The sequence below is a fragment of the Deltaproteobacteria bacterium HGW-Deltaproteobacteria-18 genome (genome assembly GCA_002841885.1).
In the GTDB taxonomy this organism is placed as follows: domain Bacteria; phylum Desulfobacterota; class Desulfovibrionia; order Desulfovibrionales; family Desulfomicrobiaceae; genus Desulfomicrobium.
In genome coordinates this window covers 1-25582 of the sequence record PHBE01000022.1, presented here as the reverse complement: position 1 = coordinate 25582, position 25582 = coordinate 1, and the positions used below count along the sequence as shown (strand labels likewise).

Genomic DNA, 25582 nt, shown 5'->3' with positions numbered 1-25582 from the left:
GGGAACGCCGTTTTCCCGCGGTAAGCGACCCGGAGGGAAAACGACGGGTAATTCCAGCCCTGGTAGGAACTAGATACGCAGGCTCTTGTGCATCCTGTCGAGGATGGCCTTTTCCTCCGCCCTGCGCAGACGTTCGTCCCGATCTTTTTTGATCTTGAAGGCTTCCTGAATTTTCACCACGAGATACTCGTACTCGCATGGTTTCATGAGATAATCGTAGGCTCCCAACCGCATTCCTTCCACGGCCGAGGACACGTCGCCGTGACCGGTGAGCATGATGACTTCCACGCCGATGTGTCTTCCTCGAATCTCCGACAGTGTTTCAATGCCGCTCAGACCCGGCATCTGGATGTCAAGAATAACCATGTCGAACTTTTCCGCCGCCAGTCGGTCCAATGCTTCCATGCCGCTGGCCGCACCGCTGACTTCGTAGCCTGTTTCCTGCAGCCGTTTGGCAAGGGTGTCTCGAAATTTTTCTTCATCATCAACCAGAAGCAATTTGGGTAAAATATCCATTATATCCTCCTCGTGGAAGTAACACTGCATTGATTCGAGTATGCGCATTGTTTGTGAATACCGTAGCAATGTTTTCATTTCAAGAAATTCCCAACGGTTCTCTGCGAGGTTTAATTGCCTGAATTAATATGGTGAGAGTATGTAAAACGTATTGACGCGTGCAGCGATCTTCCGGTGTGCTCGACCTTCGGAAGCCTTCCTTGCACTTCTGGCTTGGAAGGGGAGCGTTGAAAAAGGTTGAGCCGGGGGGAGTCATTCCCCCCGGCATGGCTGTCTGGACCGTGTCCTTGTGCTGTCAGCATCGGGGCTCGATACAGTTCATCAAAACTAGACCCATCTTTTCTGCAGCTTGTCCAGCAGGGCCTTTTCTTCGGCCCGCCGCAACCGTTCGTCACGGTCTTTCTTGATCTTGTAGGCTTCCTGGATCTTGACCACGAGGTATTCATATTCGCAGGGTTTCATCAGATAATCGTAGGCTCCGAGGCGCATGCCTTCGACAGCCGAGGATACATCACCATGGCCTGTCAGCATGATGACCTCCACGCCGAGGTGTCTGGCGCGAATTTCGGCCAGGGTTTCGATGCCACTCAAACCGGGCATCTGGATGTCGAGTATCGCGACGTCGAATTTGTTGGTGGCCAGGCTGTCCAGAGCCTCGGTGCCGTTGGAGGCTGTGCTCACAGTGTATCCGGTCTCCGACAGGCGTTTGGACAGTGTCTCGCGAAACCTTTCCTCATCGTCGATAAGCAGCAGTTTTGGCAGATTTTCCATTCTATCCCCCTTATCCCGTCCAGGAAGTTGCGGACGGGCAGGCATTAGTCGTTGGTGAATAAATTTAATCAGTTATAATATTCATTCTGAACCGTTGGATCAAAATCATGGAGGAGGGGCAAATTCCCCTCCTCGTTGTGTGCAGTGTTATTGGAATCCGATCATCGGCCAGTAAGTCAGTGCCGCGGTTACGCAGATGGCCAGCAAGACGAGACACCAGGGGATGGCGACCTTGGAGAACTCGACCTGGCTGAAATAGCCAGTGCTGTATGCGATGATTGTCGGAGGGCAGCCGATGACGAGCATGATGAAGGAGGTGGTCATGGGGGCGAGAAGACCGACGGTCTCAACGCTCATGTTCATCATGCTGGCCATGGGCAGGGTCACGGGCAGACTCAGGGCCACGGCCGCCGAGTTGCTCATCATGCTCGACAGGGCCGAACCGAAGAGACCGATGCCGTAGTAGGTGACAAAGGGCGACTGGCCTTCCAGTAAAGGCAGGCAGACCGTAGCAAGGTATTTGCCGAGGCCGCTGGAGAGCATGGCCGCGCCGAGAGAGACGCCGGAACCGAATACGATCCAGGATTCCCAGGGAAACTTGTCACAGATGGTCTTGAAAGAGACCCAGCCCGGAGCGCAGAAGGCTGCCAGGGCCAGAGCCGCGACCACGCTGACATGCCAGCCGGTCAGGTCGCCTGCGAACCAGAGAATGAAAGCGGCGGAGAAGACTGCTGCCACACCCTTTTCAGCGTTGCTCATGGGCGGCATGGACTCGATCTTTACGGAGGCGGGGAGTTCCTTCTCCTTGGGTCGGAAGTACAGGTAACAGATGGCCCAGGTCGCCACAGCGGTGAAGATGGAGACCGGGAATTCGACCATGGCGTACTTCAGGAAGCCGATTTTAACGGCGACGCCCGTGGTCTCAAGTAGGTACTTCTGCGTGATGTCCACGGCCAGGGCGCAGCGGCCGCCGCCGAGCATGGTCCCGAAGCCACCGGCCGATGCCGCCAGGGGTATCAGAATGATGAAGAACTTGCTCAGGTTGTTGCTCTTCTTGGGCGTGATGCCCATGCTCTGGAAGAGGGGCAGGATGGCGAAGAGCATGATGATGGTGATGGTCGCGTCATGGAAAAGGGTCGAGAGCAGGGTGCTGCTAATGGCGATGAAGAAGCTTAGCTGCTTCACCTTGGTTCCCGCGAATTTGAGGATGAAGAACAGCAGGCGCTTGGCCAGTCCGACCTCGTTCAGGATGACGCCGAACATGATGATCATCATGACGAACATGACGGTGTGGTTGGCGTAGGGGGCCCAAGCCGCAGATGACTTGGTGACCTTGAAAATGATCATGAGCGCTGTGGCCAGCAGGGCGGTTACGCCAATGGGTATGGCTTCGGATACCCAGAGGAAAACGATCGGAAGCAGGATGGCGCCCAGACGATGCGCTTCCACCGGGAGAGACTCCGGACGGGGCAGAAAGAAAATGAACAGAAAAAGACCAAGCGCGATGAGCAACTTGATGATCATGGCTTTGGATGACTGAGTCGGGCCCTGTGGCTCTTCTTCGTGCATGAGGAGCTCATCTGGGGAAATATCTCGCACTTCTTGTGCACTCATGGATTTTCTCCTTTATTAATCAGTGTTAACTACGCAGTGGTAACATCGTTTGAAGATACGACGACTTAGAGGCCGCAGGATTCTTTGATTCTGCGGGCGATTTCCCGGTACACGTCGGAAAAGCGCAAAAGGCCAATGAGTTTCTTGCCGTCCATGACGAAAAGAGAGTCATGCTTGAACATGACAAAGCGGTGGAAGGCATTGTTCAGGTTCGCGTCCTGATCGATGATTTGGGAAGATTTTGGCGGCTGGATGAAGTCCTTTACCAGAATATCCTTGGCAGTGGTGCAGAGGTCGTCCAGTGGCTTGGCCCACAGGGTGGTCTGCTCTTTCATGGGCTGGATCACGTAGCTGAACTTTTCAACGTAGACGCTGCTCTGTTCGTCGACCAGCTTTTCGTAGTCTGGTTCGAGCCCGCGGACCACGTCGAGGGGAGAGAGCTTGCCGACGACCTTGTTTTCACTGTCGGTCACCAGCAGTATGCGCTGTTCGCGCTTTCCGGAGAGGTATTCTTCGTTGGCCCTCTCCAGAGCCATGACCGCTCCTGAGAAAGTTGCTGAGTCCGATATTCTGGGGAATTTGGCTATGGGGACCATGAAATCTTTTACGGATGCTTCCATTATCCATCGCTCCTTGGGGTTGGGCCGGAATTGATGATTGTGCACCATCTTCGCCTCCGACGCAGGTTTATTGCCGATTTCAAGTCGTCAAATAATCTTGCAAATACTATGAGGTGATAAACAATTCCTGTGCCAAATTTTTCTGCGCGATGCGTATTTTTTTATTTAATATTCTGTTTTTAAATGATATTATTTTGATACAAAATTCACAAAAGGTTTGTTTTTTAGTTGGTTGGCAATGTTGTTGCGTAATTTTTGCTGTATATTGCACTTTTTCTTCTTGAGCAAAGTGTCCGGTGTCTGTTATCGGGAAGGAAAATTTGCACGATTTGAGGCTGTGCCGGAAGGGGTTGGAAAAATGGAGGAAGCATGATCAAACCGAAAGCCTTTTTGGAATGGGTGTCCCGGATGCGGCCCGGTGGACCTGTTCCAGCCAGGCGCAAACTCCGGACGCGCCTGCTCGTGACGCTTATCCCCACGTCCCTCATCGTGCTCGCGCTGATGGGGTATGCAACGTATTGGGCGTCATCCGAGTTTATCTCCCTCGCCCTTGAACGCAACTCGCGGATTCATGCCGTGACCACCGCCTATGCAGTGGAAACGTTGCTGGAGCGCTGCAAGCGGCAGCTTCTTTTCGCGGCTCGAAATCCTATGAACGCGGAGGATACGGCCCGCTATCTGAGGGATATTCGGGAACTCGATGGCCTTGAGTTTGCGGAATTCGGCTTCATTCCCCTGAGTGAAGAAGATCCTGTTGTTTTTGTGAGTCGCGAGGGGAAAGAAATACGATTGACGCCGGATGAAGTGAACGCCATTCGGCCCGGTCCAGCGCTTCTGTATGCGAATGTTCGCGGTTTGAAAGCAGGTGAAGTGTGGCTGTCGGAGTTTAAAGAGGTGGAAACTCCGTATCCCATGGCTGACAATCCGCGAGAACGCATGTCTTGTGTGGCGTTGCGCATGGTGACTCCCTATGTGGGCCCTGGCGGAGAAATGGGCGGGTACGCCTATCTTTCACTTAACGCCAAGGTGATTCGCAATGTGCTCTCTCTCTATGAGTCGTCCAATTCTCCCGTTTTCGCTTTCTCGCGCAATCCAAAATTTCAGCGGTACACCTTTTTTTTCGATCTTGGGGGGTGGGTGCTTTTCCAATCCGAATCGGAACAGGATGACGATGGGCCTCTGCGTACCTTGAATATCCGGAAAACCTTGTCCGGAACTCTGGGCAGGCCCGGCATGCCAGGGGCGTTCCGTCCCGCGGAACGGAACGAAAATTATTGGCAGACCGTCGAGGATGTCCGCGAGGGGCACAAGGATATAGTCCGGCCGTTCAATCGAGTGGAGTCCGCTTCGCCCTACAGTGAACATTTTCTTGCCTACGCCCCGGTACGCCTGATTCTGGCCCCGGATCAGGACGCCAGAATCATCGGGGGAATCGCCTATGAGGACCGGAGCGTTCTGGTCGACCTCGCGGGATACCGACATATTGATGTCATGCTGATCATCAGCGCCATTTCCGTGCTGGTTCTGGTGCTGGCCATCGTGCTGGTTGCCAGGGGAACCACGCTCGGCCTGCAGGAGCTTGCCTATGCGGTGAAGACTCTCACGGAAAAGGGCGAATGGGAGGAGGTCCGTCTGATCGAAACGGGCTATGAAGCAGAGATGCTCAAGGATTCGATCAATTCAATGATAAGGACGCTGCAGGCGCAATTCGAAGAAATCAAGTCGAAAGACCTCAAGATCGAGTCCGTGGCTTTGAAAGAGCCGGTGGAGTTGAGTATGGGGCCCGCCGTATCGACGCTGGACGCCGATTTTCCCGAACTTGTCGGTTCGGGGCCATACATGAAGCAGATGAAGCGCGATATCATCAAGGCCAGTCAGGTCGAAGTGGACGTGCTTATCGAAGGCGAGACCGGTACTGGCAAGCAATTGGCTGCCGAAGCCGTGCATCGCCTGTCGTCCCGAAACGACAAGCCCTTCATTTCCATCAATTGCGGTGAACTGGACGAGAATCTCCTGCTCGATTCCCTGTTCGGTCACGTCAAAGGTGCGTTCACGGACGGCAAGGGTGACCGGCGCGGTGCTTTTCTGCAGGCCGATGGCGGGACGCTGTTTCTGGACGAGATTCAGTCCGCATCAATGAAGGTCCAGCAGGCCTTGTTGCGAGCGCTGTCCCTGCGCAAGATCAAGCCGCTCGGCAGCGACCAGGATGTGGACGTGAACGTGCGTCTTATCACGGCCACGAATGTCGATTTGAAGGCCCTGATCGGTGAAGGAAAATACCGTGAGGATCTCTATTACCGGCTCAAGGTGATAACCATCACAACTCCTCCCTTACGGGAGCAGCGGCAGAACATCCCGGTTTTGGCCATGCACTTCCTGAAAGAGGGAGAACACATGGCCGGGAGGTCTGAGCTCGCCCTTTCGCGCGGGGCCTTGAAAGCCCTTGTCTCCTATGATTGGCCAGGCAACATCCGGGAACTCAAGCATGTGATCATAACGGCGGCCGTGATGTCCGAGGGGCGCGTGATCCAGTCTGAGCAATTGGGCATAAACGGCAAGGCGAGAAATGAGGATGACGCATTCGGCGAGAGCGCGGATTCGTTTGCGCGGGAGAACGGGGACGGTTTTGAAAACACCTTACCCGTAAGATCCGATAAAACTAAACATGACATAGTGTTGCCTTTTGATCTGAACTCCCGGCAGGTCATCGCATGCGAGTATGTACGTGCGCATGGGAGCATTTCGAGCAAGGATCTGCTTGGCCTTCTCGATGGGGAGATTTCAAAGCGAACCGCGAGCTATGACCTCCAGGACCTGGTCAGTCGCGGCCTGCTGGTCAGGGTCGGCCGTGGCCCTTCGACGCGCTACGTGTGGCCCTCGGGCGGCTCATCCTGAGCGGTATCGCTGTTGCGCCCTCTTCCGGGGTCGGCTATGGATGCTCTGCCAGGTTGAATAACGGGTCGTTGGTTGTTTCAGGAAGTATTCCTCAGGAGCACGTATGTCTGTATTTGGGCTCAAGGATCTCGGGACTAAGATCGCCATCACGGCGTTGGGTTTTTCGCTGATTCCGCTTATCGTCCTGGGTGTGACCATGTACTCCATGTTCGCTTCGGCCTACCACACCAAAGTCCGCTCCAATCTGATGACCCTGGCCGAGAACAAACGTCAGGGAATCGATCTCTTTTTGCGGGAACAGGTTTCCCAGTTGCGCACCCTTGCCTATTCCCACTCCATTGAAGACCTTTCCTCCCAAGAGAAGCTTGAGCAGATTCTGAGCACCATGCAGCTGAGTTCCCGTACGTTTATCGATTTGGGACTCATCAACGAGGAGGGGGTGCATGTCAGCTACTCCGGACCGTACAATCTCTCTGATGTGAATTACAAAAACGAAGAATGGTTCAACCAGGTAATGGTCCGGAAGATCTTCGTTTCTGACGTGTTCGAGGGGTTTCGCGGCTTCCCTCACATGATCATCGCCGTAAAAAAACAGGAGAGAGGCAAGGTCTGGATTTTACGGGCCACCATCGACTCGGATATTTTTGATTCTTTGGTGCGTTGGCTGCAACTCGGAGATCTTGGTGACGCCTACCTTGTGAATCGCAACGGTGAACTGCAGACAAAACCACGGTTCGGCAACAAAAGTAAGGAAATCTACACGGCGTTTCTCGGCAGCCCGTTTTCCGGGGCCAAAGTGGATGAATTCGAGTCCGAAAGAAAGAAAGTGTTCGTCGGAGGGATTTGGCTGGAGCAGAAAAACTGGCTTCTCGTAATTGAGGAGGACATGCACGGAGAACTCCAGCCCCTTTTTGAGACCCGGACGGCGACCTGGGCCGTAGTGGGTGGGGGCATCATCTTCATCATCGTCGGCACGCTCATGATCACGCGCATGATCGTCGTACAGCAGGAGCGCAGTGACAGGCAGCAGGCGCAACTCAACGAGGAGTTGATCCAGTCCAGCAAGATGGCGGCGCTGGGAAAACTGGCCGCTGGCGTGGCGCACGAAGTCAACAATCCGCTGGCCGTTATCCGGGAAAAAGCTGGCTGGATGCGGGATCTGCTGGAAGAAGAGGATGTGAAGGCAAGTCCTAACTTTCAGGAATTCGGGGATGCAGTGGATAAAATCGAGCATCATGTCGAAAGGGCTGGGCAGGTCGTGCATCGCATGCTGGGCTTTGCACGGCGAATGGAGCCTGTCTGCAACAATCTCTACATAAATGATGTTATCAAACAGACCGCCACTTTTCTGGACAATGAAATCCGGTTCCGGAACATCCAGCTCATCTGGAATCTGGCTCAGGACCTGCCGACGATTCAATCCGACGCTGCCCAGATCCAGCAGGTGCTCCTCAACCTTCTCAACAACGCCATCGATGCCATAGACCGTAACGGCAATATCACGGTGTCCACAGATTACGAGGATGAATCGGATATGGTGCGCATCAGCATACGTGATGACGGTCCGGGTATGGACAAGGAGGTCCAGCGGCGCATTTTCGATCCGTTCTTCACGACCAAGAGAGTAGGGGAGGGAACAGGGCTGGGGCTTTCCATCAGCTACTCCATAATAAACAAACTGGGCGGCATCATCCGCTTCGACAGCGAAGCCGGTCATGGTACCGAATTTACAATCCTTTTGCCGGTGAAACATCATGACAGAAAGGAATAATTCACAGATAGCAGCTGTGCAAGCTGGCCCGTCGGTTCTTGTGGTCGATGACGAGCAGGATTTCGTTGAAACCATGGTCAAGCGCATGGAACGCAGGGGGTTCAAGGTCGCGGGAGTGGGTAGTGGCCAGGAGGCCTTGCTGCTGCTTGGCAAAGAACATTTCGATGTGGTCATCCTTGATGTGATGATGCCGGGAATTGACGGAATCGAGACCTTGCGTGAGATCAAGCTCGCGTGGCCCAAGATTCAGGTCATTCTGCTTTCGGGGCACGGGGGCGAGGAAATGGGCCTGCGCGGGATGGCGTATGGGGCCTATTCCTATCTGCTCAAGCCTGTGGCCTTGAAGACAATAGTTGAAACAACCTACACGGCGTTCGAAGAGGCTGGAGTTCGCTAGCGGGAAGCCATGCGTCAGTACACACGACAAACCATAAAGCGGAATTTTTTCGCGGCCATGCTGCTGGCGCCGTTCATTCCCGTGCTCCTGGCGCTTGGGACGGGTGGGTATCTTTTTTGGGATCATGTGCAGCAGGGGGTGCTCGGCCGGTTGACCCTGCTTTCTGCAAGCAGCGCGCGAGTCGTCGAAGTATTTCTGGATGATTTTCTGGGCGATCTGACGATGGCCCAGGTCCATCTGGCCGAGTATCCAGACTCCACCGTAATGCGTGATGTTTTTGACACGCTCTCCGTCAAGCACAAATGGCTTGTCGATGTTGCCCTGGTCAATCCGGACGGACTGGTGAAGGCATATGCGGGACCTAGCGTTTATACCGGCACTCACATTGTCCCTGGAAAGTGGCTGGATGAGGCGTTGCAAAGGGGGAGCAGTGTAAGTGCCGTCATTTCGGGGCAAATGGGGCTTCCCCACTGTATTTTGGCACTCCGGATAAATTCCGGCGATGAACCGCTCATTCTGCGCGCTTCCCTTGATTTGGAAATTTTCGCCCAGATGCTCATGGCTGTGCGCGACGGGGGCTCAGAACTTTTTCTCGTCAATCGGGAAGGAGAAGTCATTGCCGGAAGCGGCGGTCAGATTCTGACCAGAGAGCGCGGACTGGTTGAACATGTCTTTATGGAGCGGGTCGGGACGGCATTCCATGACTCGCGTTCGGACACGGCCTATTCGAGCGTTGTCTTGCGTCATGGCGGATGGATTCTGGCCGCGCGCAAACAGATGGGCGCGGTTTTCAGCGCGACTGGCTCGACCGCGCTTTTTTTGGGAATGTCCCTGCTTTCCGCGGGTATTGTTGTCTTCCTCTCGTCGCTTTATCTGACCGGCTACGTTGAAAAAATGTTGCGTCAGCGCGACGAGGAGCGTGAGGCTTTGCGAGAGCAGCTGTACCGTGCCGGACGGCTGGCAGAACTTGGCGAGATGGCTGCGGGATTTGCACACGAGATCAACAACCCCCTGCAGATAATGAAAAGTGATCAGGCCTACATGGAGATGCTTTTGCAGGATTTTCGGGAAAGGGCCGCATCAGACGCCGCTTTTCTTGGTGACGTGGAAGAGATGGCTGCAAGCATCAATCAGCTCAAGCTTCAGATCGACCGTTGTGCGCGGATCACCCATTCGATCTTGAGTTTCGGCCGGGCGGGAAACTCCGAGGCGCAAAACATCGACCTGGGCAAGTTCATCCCTGAAGTCTTGACCATGATCCAAAAGAAGGTCCAGCTGAGCAATATTGCCCTGCAGGTCGATATGCCTCCTTCGCGTCTGCTTGTGCATGTTGATCCTGGCCGCTTGCAGCAGGTGCTTCTCAATCTGCTCAACAATGCCATGTACGCCGTCAGCGAGGTCGCACATGTCAGGCCCGGAGAGATCGTGCTCTCATGCTCGGCCGAAGGGAGCGACCAGGTGCGTGTCGAGATCAGGGATAACGGAAGCGGGATCGGCGCGGATCAGCAGAAGCTCATTTTTACGCCCTTTTATACCACCAAGCCCGCCGGGAGCGGCACTGGTCTTGGACTGTCACTGTGCCATGGCATAGTGGAGAGCATGAAGGGGGTTCTTGATTTTACCAGTATCAGGGGACAGGGCTCGACATTTTTTCTCCTCTTGCCCAGGGTTTCATCTTCCGCGGATTGAGGGGGAAGAGCCGCCTCGCCTTGCCGGTCTCTCTCGCAAGGCCCGGCCTGTCAGTGTATATGCGAGTTTACGAAGAGGTGATTATGGATGATGCATTGCGGGTTCTGCTGGTCGATGACGAGGAAAGCTATCTGGAAACCGCTGCCAAGATATTCAAGCGCAAGGGTATTAACGTTGAGCTGTGTTCCATTGGCAGGGATGTGGTGGGCATTCTCAAGGAAAAGAAATGCCAGGTGGTGGTGCTTGACTTGAAGATGCCCGGAATGACGGGACAGGAAGTGCTGCGGGAAATCAAGGGCAGCCTGCCGGCCGTGCAGGTGATCATTCTCACCGGACATGCCACTTCGGACGATGCCGCGGTCTGTCTGACCGGCGGCGCTTTTGATTTTTTGATCAAACCTGTAGAAATGAGCCACCTTCTTGACAGGATCAAGACGGCCTATGAGATGTGGAAACTTTCTTCTGATAACTGATTTTTTTACAGGAAGATACAAGGAGAGTCGCCGTGGGCAGACCGCATGTGGTGATCGCTGATGATGAAGCTCGTTTTCGGGATACGATGGCAAAGATTCTGGAACACAAGGGCTTTGTGGTCAGTCTGGTCGAAAATGGCGAGCAGGCTTTGGAATTTCTGGAAACCGCCAATCCCGACGTTTTCCTGCTTGACGTGCGGATGCCGGGGCTGACCGGAGACGACGCCTTGCCGCGTATTTTGGCCATGAAGCCAAAGACCAAGGTCATCATCCTTACCGGCCACGGCGAAGAGAGGGCTGCGCGAAGGGCTTTCGAGGTCGGAGCGTTTGATTATCTGTGCAAGCCCTGTGATGTGGAAGTCCTTGTGGCCCGTATTCATGACGCCGTTCGTTCTCTGCCTGAACCCCGGGAGCGTGAGAGGACCATTGCCGAGCTCATGATCCCCATCGACGAATATACCTGCGTGCAGGCATCAAGCACGGTCAAGGAAGGCATAGAACGCCTCAAGATCGCGGCGGAGAATTTCATTTCCACGGGGCTGATCATGGAATGCGGCCACCGCGCGGTGTTGGTGTTCGAGGGGGAAGATCTGGTGGGCGTGCTGAACATGCGCAACCTCATCGAGGCGCTTCTGCCGGACTATATCTCGGCGACGCACGGCGCGACGAACCATGGCGTAAAATATTCGGGAATTTTCTGGCAGGGACTTTTCAATACGCGGGTTCGCGACCTTGAGTCCAAATGCGTGCGCGACATCATGAACCCAAGACCCCCGGTGGTGGATAGTGAAGCCAATCTGATGCAGGTGGCCGACCTTTTGTGTGCGGAAAACCGCCGCCGCGTGGCCGTCAGTCGGGATGGCAGGATTGTGGGCGTCGTGCGCGAGCAGGAGCTCTTTCACGAAATAGCCCGCTTGGTCCTGCAGCGTCGCTAGACCTTCGCTTTAGCCCGATTGCCCTCAAGCCTTGCAGGTTTCAATAATGGCACGCATGAAGGCAGGGAGATCGTCGGGCGTACGGCTGGTGATCATGTTGCTGTCGATGACGACCTCGTGATCCCGCCATTTGGCCCCGGCGTTGACCAGATCGTCCTTGATGGCGAAAAAGGAGGTCACCGTGCGCCCCTTGAGGATGCCTGCCGAGACGAGAACCCATCCCGCGTGGCAGATGGCCGCCACGATCTTGCCCTGCTGGTCGAAGGCCTTGACCAGGCTGACCGTGTTCTGATCCCTGCGCATGTGATCGGGGGCGTATCCGCCAGGAACAATGATCCCCGCGAAGTCAGCCACCGTGATGTCTGCCGGAGTCTTTTCGGATTTGGCGGGCGTTCCGTATTTGCCCTCATAGCTCTGACCGGCCTTGCCCGAGACCACCACGACCTGCGCTCCGGCTTCCTTGAGTCTGAAATAGGGGTACCAGAATTCATGATCATTGAACTGCGTTTCAACCAACAACACGAATTTCTTTCCTTTAAGTTCCATCATATTCTCCGCGAAGTTATGATTGTCATTCCTTGCATCTAGACCACTTCAAGCTTGATCAGGGCGGAATGCAAAGTCAGTTTGCCCGCCTTTTCAAGGCAGGCTTTTCGCCCTGACGCAGTTCCGGCCATCGTGTTTTGCCAGGTAGAGCAGCTTGTCGGCCTCTTCCAGAAGCTGGACGCGGTTGCTCTGCGCGACATCGTTGCAGGTTACCGCGCCAATGGACACGGTGAGGTAATCCGCGACCGACGAGTCCTGGTGGTCGATATGCAGCAACTTCAGAGCGGTACGAATGTTCTCCGCCAGATGAAGGCAACCGGTCTCGCTTGTGTCGGGGAGCAGGATGATGAACTCCTCTCCTCCGAATCGGGCCAGAAAGTCGGCCGGGCGGCCAAGCGAGGACTGAAGAACCCGGGTCACGGTCTTGAGGCAGTTGTCGCCAGTTACATGGCCGTAGAGGTCGTTGTAGTTCTTGAAATGGTCGATATCGATGAAGAGCAGGGACAGCGGAGATTTCGTGCGCAGAGCCCTGGTCCATTCGTGGACGAATATCTCATCGAACCTGCGCCGGTTGGGGATGTTGGTCAGACTATCCAGGGTGGAGAGGTTTTGGAGCAGGTCGCGGTTTCTCTTGAGTTCCAGATGATTTCGTATCCGTGCACGAATGATCGGAGGGCTGAAAGGTTTGCGTATGTAGTCCACGGCCCCAAGCTCAAGACCCTTGGCCTCTTCGCAGGTCTCCCATTTGGCGGTCAGAAAAACCACTGGGATGTTGCGGGTCCTTTCGTCCTTCTTGAGTTCGGCGCAAACCTCAAAACCATCCAGGCCGGGCATGACGATGTCCATGAGGATGAGGTCCGGCTGTTGTTCCTTGCGGGCCATTTCCAGGGCCATTTCTCCCGTGGTGGCGTAGACGAGATCGTGCTCGTCTCCCAGGACGATTTCGAGTGCCTTGATGTTGACGGGTTCGTCATCAACGATCAAGATCGTGTTTTTGATCGGAAAAGGGGATATGATAATGGCTGCTCCTCCGGATTTTACGCGTGACAAAAGCACATGAACTCATGGGATCTCGTTTTTGATCTAACTGCATTCCTAAGCATCTTTGGTCGATCATGCAACTGAGGTCCTTGGGCGTTGCGAAAAAAAACATGAAGTCCACATCCCCGGCCGAGTGCGTGAGGCCATTCTGCAGATTTGATGTGACCTCCAAAAAAACGCCAGTTAATAAAAAATAGGGATATTTGATCGATATGAATGAAGAAATGATTTTTGAGCAAAACAGGAAGATTCAGCTTTGCCACTCCGATGCAACCGGGAGGATAACGTTTGCGGCCCTGTGCCGTTTTGCCCAGGAGAGCGCTGGATGGCACGCCGAGCGCCTCGGGTTTGGCATGGAGCGGCTGGCCGAAAGGAACCTGGCGTGGGTGCTGCGCGAACAGGCCATGCACGTGTCGCGTCGTCCCGGCCTGGGGGAATCATTGCGGATCTTGACCTGGCCCACACGGGCCGAAAGGATTCTCTGCCATCGCGATTACCGCATTCTTGACGAGAGCGGCCATCTGGTCGCCCTTGGAACCAGCGCCTGGCTCGGACTGGATCTGGCGAGCAGACGTCCGTGCAAGGCCGATTCCTTTTTCCACCTGTCGGCCGGGGTCATGCCGGCATCCGTCTTCGGGCAGCCACAGCCGGCATTGCAGACACCACAGGACGGTTGCCTCTCGGACATCCGCACTGTCCGTGCGAGCGATATGGACGCCCTGGGGCACATGAACAACTTGCGTTATCTGGACTGGATTGCGGATCATCTGGGTCTGTTCGGCATGAAAACCCCCTTTAGCCGCGTGCGCATTCGCCATTCGCGAGAGGTCAGGGACGGGGACAAGGTCGAGGTTCGGCACGCCGTGACGGAGGACGGCGCGGTACTTTTGCAGATGCGTCATCCTGAAGGAGGACGGGAGGTTTGTCTTGCGCGCCTGGATCCGGAAACGCCGGAGCAGGTCACGGCGCTGTGATTCAGGCGGGCCAGAACATGGCCCGGGATGATGGCGGAATGCGTTGTCCGGGAGCGACGTGCCGGAGCACAAGCCCGGCGAGCCGGGCTATGGATTGGATGCGGGAGCCGGTTCCAGGCTGGCGGATTTGACGGGCTCTTCGAGCTGCGCCCTGTATGCGGCCACGGCTTCATTGAACGCCGGCATTTCCTTCTTGGCTATGGGATCGGCCGGCATGGTCTTGAGCTTCAGCGGGTTGATGAGCTTGCCGTTTTGCCTCATGCGGAAGTCAAGGTGCGGACCCGTAGCGTAGCCGGTGCTGCCGACATAGCCGATGGTCTGGCCCTGCTTAACCTTGGCGCCTTTCTTGGAGACCTTGGCGAATTTGCTCATATGATTGTAGATGGTCTCATAGCCGTTGCTGTGGATCACGCGCACGAAACGACCCTGGGATTTGTTGGAGCCCGCCTGCGCCACGATTCCGTCGGCGACCGTGCTGATCGGGGTTCCGGAGGGTGCGGCGTAATCGATGCCCTGGTGCGGACGTCTGTATTTCAGGATGGGATGCATGCGGCTCATGGAGAAGCCGGAGGAAATGCGCGTGAAAGGAAGCGGGGATTTGAGGAACGCCTTGCGCAGCGGTCGCCCTTTTTCGTCATAGTAGGCGGTGTTGCCTTTTTTGTCCGTGTACTGGTAGGCGTGGTAGGTCTGCCCCTGGTTGGTGAAGCTGGCCGCCATGAGCTGTCCGTATCCGACGAATTTGCCTTCCCTGAATTTTTTTTCGACGATGATCTTGAACGAGTCTCCGGTGCGCAGATCCCGCGTAAAGTCGACGTCATACGCGAAAACGTTGCCCAGCCTGAGAGCCAGTTCCTCGCTTTCGCCGCTGGCGGTCACCGCGCCGAACAGGCTGCTTTCAATCACTCCCGATACGGTCTTTGTCTCCATCTCGTAGGGGATGGCTTCGCGCTTGAATTCATATCCGGAATCGCTCAGGGACACCACCAACCGCTCGTTGGAATCGATTTCATACTCCAGGCCGATGAGGGCCTTGTTGGAGTAGATCATGGTCCATGGCTGGCCGGCCCTGAGATTGTCCAGGGGATAGAATTCCCTGCTTTCGTTGCACAGGGAATAAATCTCGGAAAGCCCGAGGTGGCCTTCCAGGAGCGTCGAGGGAGTATCTCCGCTCTTGATGGTGTCGCTCATGCGGGTGATTTCCGGTTCCCGCGGGGCGCATGCTTCAGGCAGTTCCTCTTCTTGCTGCTGGTCGGCGAAAGCTCCGTCGTCTTCAATGTCCTGGTGCTGGTATTCGTGGCGGGTGGTTATGCCTTGAGCACTCCAGTCGATGCTGGACTGGGTTTCGTTGGGAGCGAGGAAGTTGAAAAAAATGGCAGCCCCGATGACCAGCGCCCCCATGAATGCAAAGAAAGGCATGGTGAGACGAGACAACCCGGGTTTGCGCTTCAGGGAGAGATTGGCCGGCCGGTGGATTTTATGTCGATTCTTTTTTGTCATACGTCCATATGCGGTTTAGGCGATGGCCCAGATGATGCTTCAATCGGCGGTGCATGGCCATGCCCGGGCTTTGCGTTGAATTGATGGTGGTCTCATAGCTGTGTAGGACGTCAAGCTCAAGCACTTGTTTCTCCGAAGAGGGCTTCAAAGATTCGTGAGCGCTTTGACTGAAGATTGCAGCAACCGTGGAGCCGTTCTGGCTGCCTTCCTGCGAGTCGTCTAGCGGGGTGTTTTCCAGCTGAAGACTTCGTCGCTGACGCCGCCGAGCATCTCGATGCCCATCTCGAAGAAGCCTGAAAATTCTTCGGGCCGGGTCGTACACCAGCGCACTCGCCCGACGCGTTTTCCCATCCCGGTGAGGACGTTGTCGATGTCGTTGCACATCGACCTTGACGTATTGCCCTGCTCCGAGCGGCATGTCCGTTTCGAGCAGAAGCCCGTTGTAGCTGTAGTTGAGTACCCGCGAGGGGCGCGTCATGGCGTTGTCCGTACCGGGATGCATGTGGCAGGATTCCAGACATGCGAATCGTGGCCATTTTCTTTTTTCAAACATGGTCGGCTCCTGCACCGTCCGCGGGGGCGCTAAAATAAAGTGTCTGGGAGATTTGTTCCCACTACACCGTGCCAGAGCAAAAGGCCAATTGGAAAAATCAGGTCAAAGAGTCCGTCTAGCGGGCCTTTAGGCCATAAATGACAAATTCAACGATGTCTTCGAACAGACCTTCGTCTCCGTAAGGAGTCAGCAGGCCGTGCCGGATGCCGCCGACCAGGTTGCAGAAAACGACGACAGATGTTTCGTGAGGGTCGAGATCGCGTATGCTGCCGTCCCGAACCCCGCGTTCCACACATTCTTCCAGGATTTCGTAAAGTTCCGAGAAGTTGCGGATCATCACGTCCTTGTCCTCGACGGTCTTCAGGTCGCTGAAGGGTGAACAGCGCACCAGAACCATAAAGTCCTGACGCGGATTGCGGGCGAAGTCGAAATAGGTCTTGGCGAAGGTGCGGACCGCCTCAAGGCCATTGGGAACGCCTTGCAGGTTGGTGCGCATGGTCAGCACGAGTTCGTGCACGACATCGAGGCCGGCGGTGAGGAAGAGTTTTTCCTTGTTGCCGAAGTGATGAGTCAGAAGTCCAAGAGCCACGCCGGCCCGTTCCGAGATTTTCTTGAACGTCGTTTCCGAATAACCGTGTTCGCTGAACAGTTCCTTGGCAGCCTTGAGTAGCAGTTCTTTTTTTGTCGGTCCCGTGGCCATGATGGTTTTACTCGTGCGTCTGATGGTGGGTAACGAAAAAGGGCGAGCCGAAGCGTTGAAAAATGTGCGCCCGGCGGTCATTCAGGAACGCGCAGGCGGAAAAAACAAGCTAACTCTTTAAATTGAATACCCAATCAATATGCGTCGTCTTGTTTTTTGTCAACGCGGCGCGGTGGTTCGCATAAATTGACAAACAACGCCCTGATCTTGAATAAGAAGCGTCCATCGTCGGCAAGGAGCAATGAATGAATACCTTGAAATACTGGTCCGGATACATTCTGTCAGCCCTGCGCGCCCGTCTTTACGGACTGCGCCCGGGCAAGAGGGCCCTGGTCAAGAATGACCGGGTTCGCAACAGTCCACTTTATGACGATGTCTGCGCTTGGCAAAAGGCACAGATTGAGTCCATGACATTTGAAAACGACCGCCCGGTCAAAGAGATCAAGGGCGCGGTGGATCTGCCTCTCATGCGCCGCATTCACCGACGGACCCTGCTTGAGATCCGGCACGAGCTTGGAGATCTGTGGCGTCCCTCGTCGGTGACCATGAACGAGGGTCGGGGGATCAGCCTGGATCAGTCCATAGCCATCATGCACCGGTTGCGTGATGCCGGTTTTCCCGACGACTCCCTGGGCGTGGTTTCGGTCGAGTTTGCTGGCAGAAGGCATTCCTTTGCCATTGTTCAGGATCTTGCGGACGATTTTTGGATGCTGGACAATGGAAAGTTTTCCTTCTGTCCGGTGCGTGGAAGCGTTTTTCTGTCCGTGCGCAAGGATGTGCATGTTCTCATAGGGTTCAATTTCTTTGATGTCTGGAATTATTGATCCGGCCTTGCACCGCGCCGGAAGGGAAGGATAAAGTGAAAATCATGCCAACAACGGCCGCACAGGCCGTGCATTTTGATTCCGAGGTCGCTCGGGGGGTGACGGGCAGGGTGGTTATTGGCCGCGTCGACGGCGCAAACAATTTCTGCATGCGCCGTTTTGATCTTGCCCCAGGAGGACATACACCGCGTCATACCCATGCCTGGGAGCACGAGATTTTTTTTCACGCAGGCGAAGGCGAGGTTTTTCACGACGACCAATGGGTCCGTGTCACCTCCGGAGACGCGGTCTTTGTTCCTGGTGACGAAGAGCATCAAATCCGCAACGCCGGAGACTCGGCGCTGACATTCATATGTCTGGTTCCCTCCGGAGCGCCTGAAATCTAAGAGGTCCGCGATGTTGGCCCAAGCCCGAAAATATGCCTACCTCTCCATAGGCGCTTCACTGTTGACCATGGCCCTCAAGTTCGGGGCGTTTTTCCTGACCGGGTCGGTGGGCCTGTTTTCCGATGCCGTGGAGTCCGTGGTCAATCTGACCGCAGGAATCATCGCGCTCATGGCCATTGTTCTGGCCCACCGTCCTGCTGATCAGAGCCATGCCTACGGGCATGGCAAGGTCGAATATTTTTCCAGCGGGATGGAAGGCATATTGATCTGTATCGCGGCTCTGGGTATCGCCTATGCCTCGGTGCAGCGCTTTTTGCACCCACAGGAATTGCATTTTCTGGGTGCTGGCATCGTGGTGGCCACCCTGGCGGGAGCCGTCAATTTTGCAGTGGCCAGGATAATGCTCCGGGCGGCCCGGGAATACGACAGCATCGTGCTTGAGGCCGACGCCAAGCATCTCTTGACCGACGTCTGGACCTCGGCCGGGCTGGTGGCTGCCTTGTCGGTCATGCATTTCGCGCCGCCGTCCTGGCAGGTGCTCGATCCGATCCTGGCTCTGATCATGTCCGGCAACATCATCTGGACCGGGGCGGGGCTGGTTCGCCGCTCCGCCTCGGGACTCATGGACGTCGGCCTGCCCTCTGATGAAGTGGCCCTGATCACGGATGCCATAAGGCGCATCGGCGGAAGCGAATCGGGATTTCACGCCCTGCGCACGCGCAAGTCAGGAGTCGTCCGCTTCGTGGATTTTCACTTGCTCGTTCCCGGAGCCATGACGGTGCAGGAGTCGCACGACCTGTGCTGCGAGATCGAGGAAGCCATCAAGACCGGCCTGCCGGGAAGCCAGATCACCATTCATGTGGAGCCACGCGAGGATTATGCCTCGTTCGACGGCTGGAAGGTGGGAGGTCTTTGCGACAGGTCCGCCTGCCAAAAAGGCAGGCAGAATTGAACAAAGTGCGCTGCGGGGTTTTGCTGTACCGTTGCGTATCCGCGATGGAGGTTTCAATGTGGAAAAAATGGGTAGTGTTGATCTGCCTGGCAGCTTTTTTGGGTGCCGGCTGTTCGACCGTGGGTGAAGTTACCGGCAAAACCGTCAAGGGCGTCGAGAACGCGGCCGACGATTTCAAGGAAGGATACCGCAAGGGCAAGAATGATTGAGGGCCAGGTGGCGTGCTGCGGCTTCGGGCCAAAGCAACGCCCGGGCGGTCTGAAAGACGAGCTTTGTGATCCATTTAATGAATGATCCAGGTCTGTTGTCTTGGTTGGTGGAGGCTGGCATGTCCTGCGATTTCCGGCTTTATGTGAGGGCCCGCTGCTCCCTGGAATCCATTTGGCCGGGACCCGGCAAAGAGTTTGCCAAATTGGGGAGAGCCGTATATTTTTATGCTCCTTTATTGGAGACCATTTTCTGGAGGGAAGAATGAGCAATCCGGTGGTCCTGGTGGACACGACCAAAGGAGAATTTCTGGTCGAGCTGTTCGCGGACAAGGCGCCGCTGAGCGTGGCCAATTTTTTGGGTTATGTGGACGATGATTTCTATGTAGGCACCCTGATCCACAGGGTCGTCAAGGGCTTCATGGTTCAGGGCGGCGGACTCGACAACATGATGCGTGAAAAGCCCACCCGGCCGCCTGTCGTCAATGAGGCCGCAAACGGCCTCAAGAATCTCGAAGGCACCGTGGCCATGGCTCGCACCGCCGATCCGCACAGCGCCTGCGCCCAGTTTTTTGTCAACACGGTCGATAACCCGGACCTTGATCATCAGGGAGAGGACGAGTTCGGCTATTGCGTTTTCGGTCAGGTCATTGACGGGATGGATGTGGTCAAGAAAATTGAAAAAGTCCGGGTCAAAGCCCAGGGCGATCACGAACACGCACCCGCCGATCAGGTGTCCATTAACTCCATTACCCGTTTCGAATGACGGTTTACGGTGAAGTAAGGTAGTCAATCATGAGTGAAGATTTTGCCGAGCTGTTCGCATCCTATGAATCCCAGCGCAAGACAGCCCTCAAGGCAGGGGACAAGATTTCCGGAACAGTGATTTCCATTGGTCAGAAGGCGGCTTTCGTGGATTGCGGAACAGCCGTGGACGGCATCGTTGACCGCGAGGAATTGCTGAACGACGACGGAGAGCTGAGTGTTGCCGAAGGCGACACGCTGGAACTTTACGTGGTGGGCGTGACTGACGACAGCGTGCGTCTGTCCAAGGCCATGACCGGCATCGGCGGCCTCAATATGCTTGAAGACGCCTATAACAGCGGTGTGCCGGTGGAAGGGAAGGTGCGCGAGCAGATCAAGGGCGGCTTTCATGTCGAGGTACTGAAGCATCGTGCCTTCTGCCCGGTTTCCCAGATCGACGCGCGCTATGTCGCGACCCCCGAGGATTATGTCGGGCAGACCCTGCAGTTTAGGATCACCAAGGTCTCCGAGAATGGGCGCAACATTGTCGTGTCCCGCCGGGCCCTGCTCGAAGAAGAGCAGAAGCAGGCCAGCGCCAGCTTTTTCGAGACTGTCAGCAACGGTGATATCGTTGAAGGCACGGTCACCCGACTGGCCGCTTTCGGCGCCTTCGTGGAGCTGGTTCCGGGCGTTGAAGGGCTGGTGCACATTTCCGAAATTTCCTGGGCCAGAATTCAGAGCCCCGAAGAGATCCTGAGCGTTGGCGACAAGGTGCGGGTCAAATATCTGGGTACAAGCGCCGGTAAGAAACCCGGCGAGACACGTCTGTCCCTGTCGATCAAGCAGGCGCAGGACGATCCCTGGAAGACCGTGGGCGAGCGCTTCAAGGACGGCGACAAGGTCACGGGCAAGGTAGTCAAGCTCATGGATTTTGGCGCCTTCGTGGAGATTGCACCCGGCATCGAAGGTCTGGTTCACGTCAGTGAGATGAGCTACGCCAAGCGTATCAACAAGCCGGGCGATGTGGTCCAGGTCGGCGACGTGGTTGCGGCCGTGATCAAGCAGATCGATGTGGAGAAGCAGCGCATTTCACTCAGCATGCGTGACGCCGAAGGCGATCCGTGGCTCAATGTGGCCGAGAAATATCCCGTGGGCCAGACCGTGCAGGGCACTGTGGAAAAACGCCAGCAGTTCGGCCTCTTCATTTCCCTGGAGCCGGGCGTGACCGGACTTCTGCCTCAGTCGGTCATGTCCAGGGCAGAGGGCGAGGTCAAATTCGACAAGCTGGCTCCCGGTGATACCGTGGTGGTCAGCATCGAGAGCGTGAATACCCGTGAGCGCAAGATCAGCCTGGGCACCGGCAAGAAAGAGGAAGTGTCGGACTGGAAAGGCTACAAGCCCCAGTCTTCCGGTACTGACATGGGTTCTCTGGGCAGCGCCCTGGCCGAGGCCCTGAAGAAAAAAAGCTAAACTGTTCAAGAGATTTAACCTTAAATCCAATGGAGGCTTCTATGGCCATGGAAAGATGGGAATGTCCGTGTGGCTATGTCTACGATCCGGCTGAAGGCGATGCGGAGAATAACATCCCCGCTGGCACGGCTTTCGAGGATCTGCCCGAAGATTGGGTTTGCCCCAAGTGCGGCGCGGAAAAAGAGTTTTTCGACAAGATGGATTGATGCCGGATTGTCCTTTGTTTCGTGGGGAGCAGGAAGTGATTCCGCTCCCTTTTTCATTTCCGGGTAAATTGTCCGGGCTGTACGTGGAGGTTGATCATGGACGAGGTGCTGAAGCACAAGGCGGCGAGTTGCTGGGAACGCTACGGGACCGGTTCTGACAGGGACGCCATGGATGTGCTGGCGGGAGAATTTCTTGATTTTCTGACCCGCTGCAAGACCGAGCGCGAAACCGTTGCCTGGGTGGCCGAGCAGGCCGAGGCCTGCGGGTTCTCGGCTGACCTCGGTCAGGAATTGGTCATCCTGCCCTTTCGCGCCAAGGCCGTTCTGCTGGCCCGGAGGGGGAACAAGCCTTTGTCAGAGGGCCTGCGCCTGATCACGGCTCATGTCGACACCCCGCACCTGGATCTCAAGCAGCATCCGCTGCACGAGGAATGTCAGGTCGCGCTGATGAAAACCCACTACTACGGCGGCCTCAAGAAATACCAGTGGCTGGCCCGGCCCCTGGCTCTGCACGGCACCATTGTCGGCATGGACGGCCGTGTCATTACGGTCTGCATCGGCGAGGACGAGAATGATCCCGTCTTTACGGTTCTTGACCTGTTGCCGCATCTGGCCCGCAAGCAGCGCGAGGAAACGGTGGAGAAGGCTTTCGTGGCCGAGAAGCTCAATATTGCCATCGGCCATGAACCGGCCGACACCGACGAGGACGCCAAGGTTCGCCAGCGGGTGCTGGAGCTTCTTTTCGAGCGTTACGCCATCCGTGAGGAGGACCTCTACAGCGCCGAACTGCAGATCGTGCCTGCGGGCAAGGCCCGCTTCGTGGGCCTGGACCGCGCCCTGCTCGGCGGATACGGTCAGGACGACCGTCTGTGCGTGTTCGCTGCTTTCAGGGCCTTCATGGACGCGTCAAAAGGGGATCACACCCAGATTCTCCTGCTGTGGGACAAGGAGGAGATCGGTTCCGACGGTGCGACCGGCGCCAAATCCCGCTTCATGGAATACGCCCTGGACGACATCCTCGATGCCTGGGAGCCTGACACCCGGTTGCGCCACGTGCTGGGCCGGACCAAGGCCGTGTCCGCCGACGTGCACTGTCCCATGGACCCGGACTATCAGGACGTGCACGACAAATACAACGCCTCGCTGCTTGGCTTTGGCCCCGTCTTTTCAAAGTTCACCGGACACGGCGGCAAGTACGGCGCCAGCGAGGCCGACTGCGAATACGTGGCCTGGTTCAGGAAACTGCTGACCGCAGAAAACATCCCCTGGCAGATGGCCGAAATGGGCAAGGTGGATGAGGGCGGGGGCGGCACGGTAGCCAAGGAACTGGCGATCTACGGCATGGAGATCATAGATTTCGGGCCCGGAGTGTTGTCCATGCATAGCCCCTTCGAGATCAGTTCCAAGGTCGATCTTTTGGCCACGGTGCAGGCCTACAACGCTTTTTATCGCAGCTAGCAGGCCGCTGAAAAACGGCAATCTGCAGCGTCAGCGAAAAAATCCAGACCGCTTATGTATGCGCAATACACTGCGCGCCCTGGATTTTTTCGCTTCCTTGCACCTCGCCATTTTTGAGCGGCCTGCGGATTTTGCATTTCTCAACAGTCAGCCAGGAGTTTCAGATGCCTGTCATCATGGGTACGGCCGGACATATCGACCACGGCAAGACGAGCCTCATCAAGGCCCTGACCGGCATCAACTGCGACCGGCTGGCCGAAGAGCAGAAGCGCGGCATCACCATCGAGCTGGGCTTCGCCTACCTGGATCTGACCCCCGAAGTTCGCCTCGGCATCATCGACGTGCCCGGTCACGAGCGTTTCGTGAAGAACATGGTCTCCGGGGCGGCGGGCATCGATTTCGTGCTCCTGGTCATTGCCGCCGACGAAGGCATCATGCCCCAGACCCGGGAGCACCTTGAAATCTGCTCGTTGCTCGGCATCCGGGCCGGGCTTGTGGCCCTGACCAAGACGGACATGGTCGAGGCGGATTGGCTTGATCTGGTGCACGAGGAAGTGGAGGCGTATCTGGCCGGATCGTTTCTGGAAGGTGCGCCCATCGTTCCGGTTTCGGCCCACACCGGCGCGGGACTGGAAGAACTCAAGGGACATATCGCCGAACTGTCTTCGACTTTTGCCCCGGACCGGCGTTCGGATCTGTTCCGCCTGCCGGTGGACCGCGTCTTCACCATGAAGGGCCACGGCACGGTCGTGACCGGAACTTCCATTTCCGGAGCCCTGCGCCTGGGCGATGAGATTGAGATCGTCCCGTCCGGGCATCGTTCAAAGGTGCGCGGCCTGCAGGTGCATGGCACTGCCGCGGAAACGGCTCACGCCGGCGAGCGCACCGCCGTCAACCTGTATGGCCTGGAAGTGGCGGAACTCGAACGCGGCGAAGTGCTGGCTCATCCCCAGACTCTTTTTCCATCCATGGTTTGGGACGTGGAAATGACCTGCCTGTCGTCTTCGCCCAACCCCCTGAAGCACCGCACGGAAGTCCATTTTCATCACGGCTCGCGTGAGGTCCTGGCCAAGCTCTTTTTTCTCGATCGCGACAAGCTCGAACCCGGCGAGACAGCGATCTGCCAGGTCCGCTTCCCTCGCCCGCTGCCCGGCGTATACGGGGATCGCTGCATCGTGCGTTCGTTCTCTCCCCTGCAGACCGTGGCCGGTGGGCGGATCATCAATCCTTTGGGTCGCAAGGTGCGCCGTCATTCCAAGGATATGGAAACTCTGTCCAGCCTTGGCGCCGCAACGGGCGAAGAGCTGCTCCTGGCCCAGCTGCGGCTGGCCGGACGCGGAGGTCTGACCGTGGCCGAGCTGCGCATCATGACCGACATGGAGTCCAGGCTTCTCGACAAGACCTTGCAGATCCTGGGCGGAAAACAGCTGGCCTTCCAGTTCGACCGCGACGACAAGCGCTTCGTGGGCGCGGATGTGCTCGATGGTCTGGCCGGGAACTGCCTCGAATATCTGGGCGAATACCATCGGCGCGAGCCCATGCGTCAGGGCTTGTCGCGGGCCGAGCTGATTTCTGGATTCGGGCGGGGCATGCATCCCAAACTGGTGCATTTCCTGGTCGAAAGACTGGTCAAATCAGGGCAGGTACTGCTCGAAGCAGACATCCTGCGCCTGCCCGGGCATGTGGTCTCCCTGGCTTCGGATCAGTCGGGCCTGCGAACGCTGATGGAAACGGCCTACATGCAGGCGGGATTCATGCCGCCGACCACCAAGGCGTTTCTGGAGGAGAACGGGCTGGCCGCCAAGGACGTTGCGCAGATGTACCGGCTGCTCATGGAAGAGGGCGTGCTCATCAAGGTCAGCGAGGAGTTCTACTACGCCAAGACGGCCATGGACGAAATCATCGCCCGCGTGCGGGGGTTCTTCGAATCCAACCAGGAAATGGGCCCCCAGGATTTCCGCGATCTGACGGAACTGACCCGAAAGTTCGCCATTCCGGTGCTCGAATACCTGGACAAGGAAAAGATCACCATGCGTATTGGGGACAAGAGGCAGATTCGCAAGAGGTAACTGATTTTTTGTCGACGGTTCAGGTAGAGGCACGAATTTTCGGAAAAACGGAAATTCGTGCCTTTTTTATTGAGGGGTTTCGGACTTCGTTGCTGCAAAGCGTTGCGGGAAAAAGAGTACTGCAAGGGGTGCAGGGGATGAGTCCCCTGCCCGCCGGAGGCATACTTTTCACGGTGGGTCGCGTTCCGTCGCGTGCCGGGCAAGGTCTGCCGGAACTCCCTCGCGGGCCTCGTAATGCTTCCCGGCCTTGAGTTTTGGGCGGGAGCAGCGCGTTG

Annotated in this window: 23 protein-coding genes; 15 read left to right on the top strand and 8 right to left on the bottom strand. The window is 56.4% G+C overall.

The window, feature by feature from the left end:
* Positions 1-69: 69 nt before the first annotated feature.
* The 4 genes from CVU60_16520 to CVU60_16505 all read right to left on the bottom strand — a co-directional run bounded on the left by CVU60_16520 (position 70) and on the right by CVU60_16505 (position 3521).
* Positions 70-516, bottom strand: coding sequence for a two-component system response regulator (locus CVU60_16520; protein PKN40296.1), 447 nt, complete (start codon positions 514-516; stop codon positions 70-72).
* A 327-nt stretch (positions 517-843) separates the two neighbouring features.
* Positions 844-1287, bottom strand: coding sequence for a two-component system response regulator (locus CVU60_16515; protein PKN40295.1), 444 nt, complete (start codon positions 1285-1287; stop codon positions 844-846).
* A gap of 147 nt (positions 1288-1434) precedes the next feature.
* Positions 1435-2901 (bottom strand): sodium/sulfate symporter, encoded by a 1467-nt coding sequence (locus CVU60_16510; protein ID PKN40294.1) that lies wholly within the window; start codon positions 2899-2901, stop codon positions 1435-1437.
* A gap of 65 nt (positions 2902-2966) precedes the next feature.
* Positions 2967-3521 (bottom strand): hypothetical protein, encoded by a 555-nt coding sequence (locus CVU60_16505; GenBank protein PKN40293.1) that lies wholly within the window; start codon positions 3519-3521, stop codon positions 2967-2969.
* A gap of 369 nt (positions 3522-3890) precedes the next feature.
* On the opposite strand from CVU60_16505, the gene CVU60_16500 reads away from it, so the two are divergent.
* The 6 genes from CVU60_16500 to CVU60_16475 all read left to right on the top strand — a co-directional run bounded on the left by CVU60_16500 (position 3891) and on the right by CVU60_16475 (position 11681).
* Positions 3891-6416 carry a Fis family transcriptional regulator gene (locus tag CVU60_16500; protein PKN40292.1) on the top strand — a complete coding sequence of 842 codons (2526 nt, stop codon included), beginning with the start codon at positions 3891-3893 and terminating at the stop codon, positions 6414-6416.
* A gap of 103 nt (positions 6417-6519) precedes the next feature.
* The gene (locus CVU60_16495) at positions 6520-8187 is read left to right on the top strand and encodes a two-component sensor histidine kinase (protein PKN40291.1); all 1668 of its coding nucleotides are present in this window, start codon (positions 6520-6522) and stop codon (positions 8185-8187) included.
* On the top strand, positions 8171-8584 hold the full coding sequence (locus CVU60_16490) for a response regulator (GenBank protein ID PKN40290.1): 414 nt from the start codon (positions 8171-8173) through the stop codon (positions 8582-8584). The genes CVU60_16495 and CVU60_16490 overlap by 17 nt, the downstream gene beginning before the upstream one ends.
* Before the next feature lie 9 nt (positions 8585-8593).
* The gene (locus CVU60_16485; protein ID PKN40289.1) at positions 8594-10273 is read left to right on the top strand and encodes a hypothetical protein; all 1680 of its coding nucleotides are present in this window, start codon (positions 8594-8596) and stop codon (positions 10271-10273) included.
* A 59-nt stretch (positions 10274-10332) separates the two neighbouring features.
* Entirely contained in the window at positions 10333-10746 is a 414-nt protein-coding gene (locus tag CVU60_16480) for a two-component system response regulator (protein ID PKN40288.1), read from the top strand.
* A gap of 32 nt (positions 10747-10778) precedes the next feature.
* Positions 10779-11681, top strand: a complete 903-nt coding sequence (locus CVU60_16475) for a response regulator (GenBank protein ID PKN40287.1) — start codon at positions 10779-10781, stop codon at positions 11679-11681.
* A 24-nt stretch (positions 11682-11705) separates the two neighbouring features.
* Here CVU60_16475 and CVU60_16470 read toward each other — a convergent pair whose 3' ends face one another.
* Entirely contained in the window at positions 11706-12230 is a 525-nt protein-coding gene (locus CVU60_16470; protein ID PKN40286.1) for a protease, read from the bottom strand.
* 90 nt (positions 12231-12320) lie between these two features.
* A complete protein-coding gene (locus tag CVU60_16465; GenBank protein PKN40327.1) occupies positions 12321-13241 on the bottom strand; it encodes a diguanylate cyclase response regulator in 921 nt (306 codons plus the stop codon).
* Positions 13242-13480: 239 nt separating this feature from the next.
* Here CVU60_16465 and CVU60_16460 point away from each other — a divergent pair, with 239 nt between their 5' ends.
* Complete coding sequence (locus tag CVU60_16460) at positions 13481-14242, top strand: hypothetical protein (protein PKN40285.1); 762 nt, start codon at positions 13481-13483, stop codon at positions 14240-14242.
* Between the two features lie 87 nt (positions 14243-14329).
* Here CVU60_16460 and CVU60_16455 read toward each other — a convergent pair whose 3' ends face one another.
* Positions 14330-15739 carry a peptidase M23 gene (locus CVU60_16455; GenBank protein ID PKN40284.1) on the bottom strand — a complete coding sequence of 470 codons (1410 nt, stop codon included), beginning with the start codon at positions 15737-15739 and terminating at the stop codon, positions 14330-14332.
* Between the two features lie 668 nt (positions 15740-16407).
* On the bottom strand, positions 16408-16992 hold the full coding sequence (locus CVU60_16450; GenBank protein PKN40326.1) for a TetR/AcrR family transcriptional regulator: 585 nt from the start codon (positions 16990-16992) through the stop codon (positions 16408-16410).
* Between the two features lie 245 nt (positions 16993-17237).
* On the opposite strand from CVU60_16450, the gene CVU60_16445 reads away from it, so the two are divergent.
* From CVU60_16445 to selB, 8 genes are all read left to right on the top strand, one after another.
* Positions 17238-17816: a hypothetical protein gene (locus CVU60_16445; protein ID PKN40283.1), complete on the top strand. Its 579-nt coding sequence runs from the start codon at positions 17238-17240 to the stop codon at positions 17814-17816.
* A gap of 44 nt (positions 17817-17860) precedes the next feature.
* Positions 17861-18202 carry a cupin domain-containing protein gene (locus CVU60_16440; GenBank protein ID PKN40325.1) on the top strand — a complete coding sequence of 114 codons (342 nt, stop codon included), beginning with the start codon at positions 17861-17863 and terminating at the stop codon, positions 18200-18202.
* A gap of 10 nt (positions 18203-18212) precedes the next feature.
* Positions 18213-19154: a cation-efflux pump gene (locus CVU60_16435; GenBank protein ID PKN40282.1), complete on the top strand. Its 942-nt coding sequence runs from the start codon at positions 18213-18215 to the stop codon at positions 19152-19154.
* A 471-nt stretch (positions 19155-19625) separates the two neighbouring features.
* Positions 19626-20126 carry a peptidyl-prolyl cis-trans isomerase A gene (locus tag CVU60_16430; GenBank protein ID PKN40281.1) on the top strand — a complete coding sequence of 167 codons (501 nt, stop codon included), beginning with the start codon at positions 19626-19628 and terminating at the stop codon, positions 20124-20126.
* A gap of 29 nt (positions 20127-20155) precedes the next feature.
* Positions 20156-21574: a 30S ribosomal protein S1 gene (locus CVU60_16425; protein ID PKN40280.1), complete on the top strand. Its 1419-nt coding sequence runs from the start codon at positions 20156-20158 to the stop codon at positions 21572-21574.
* 47 nt (positions 21575-21621) lie between these two features.
* On the top strand, positions 21622-21780 hold the full coding sequence (locus CVU60_16420) for a rubredoxin (GenBank protein ID PKN40324.1): 159 nt from the start codon (positions 21622-21624) through the stop codon (positions 21778-21780).
* A gap of 96 nt (positions 21781-21876) precedes the next feature.
* Positions 21877-23238, top strand: coding sequence for an aminopeptidase (locus tag CVU60_16415; GenBank protein ID PKN40279.1), 1362 nt, complete (start codon positions 21877-21879; stop codon positions 23236-23238).
* Positions 23239-23402: 164 nt separating this feature from the next.
* Positions 23403-25307: a selenocysteine-specific translation elongation factor gene (gene selB, locus CVU60_16410; protein PKN40278.1), complete on the top strand. Its 1905-nt coding sequence runs from the start codon at positions 23403-23405 to the stop codon at positions 25305-25307.
* Positions 25308-25582 lie beyond the last annotated feature (275 nt).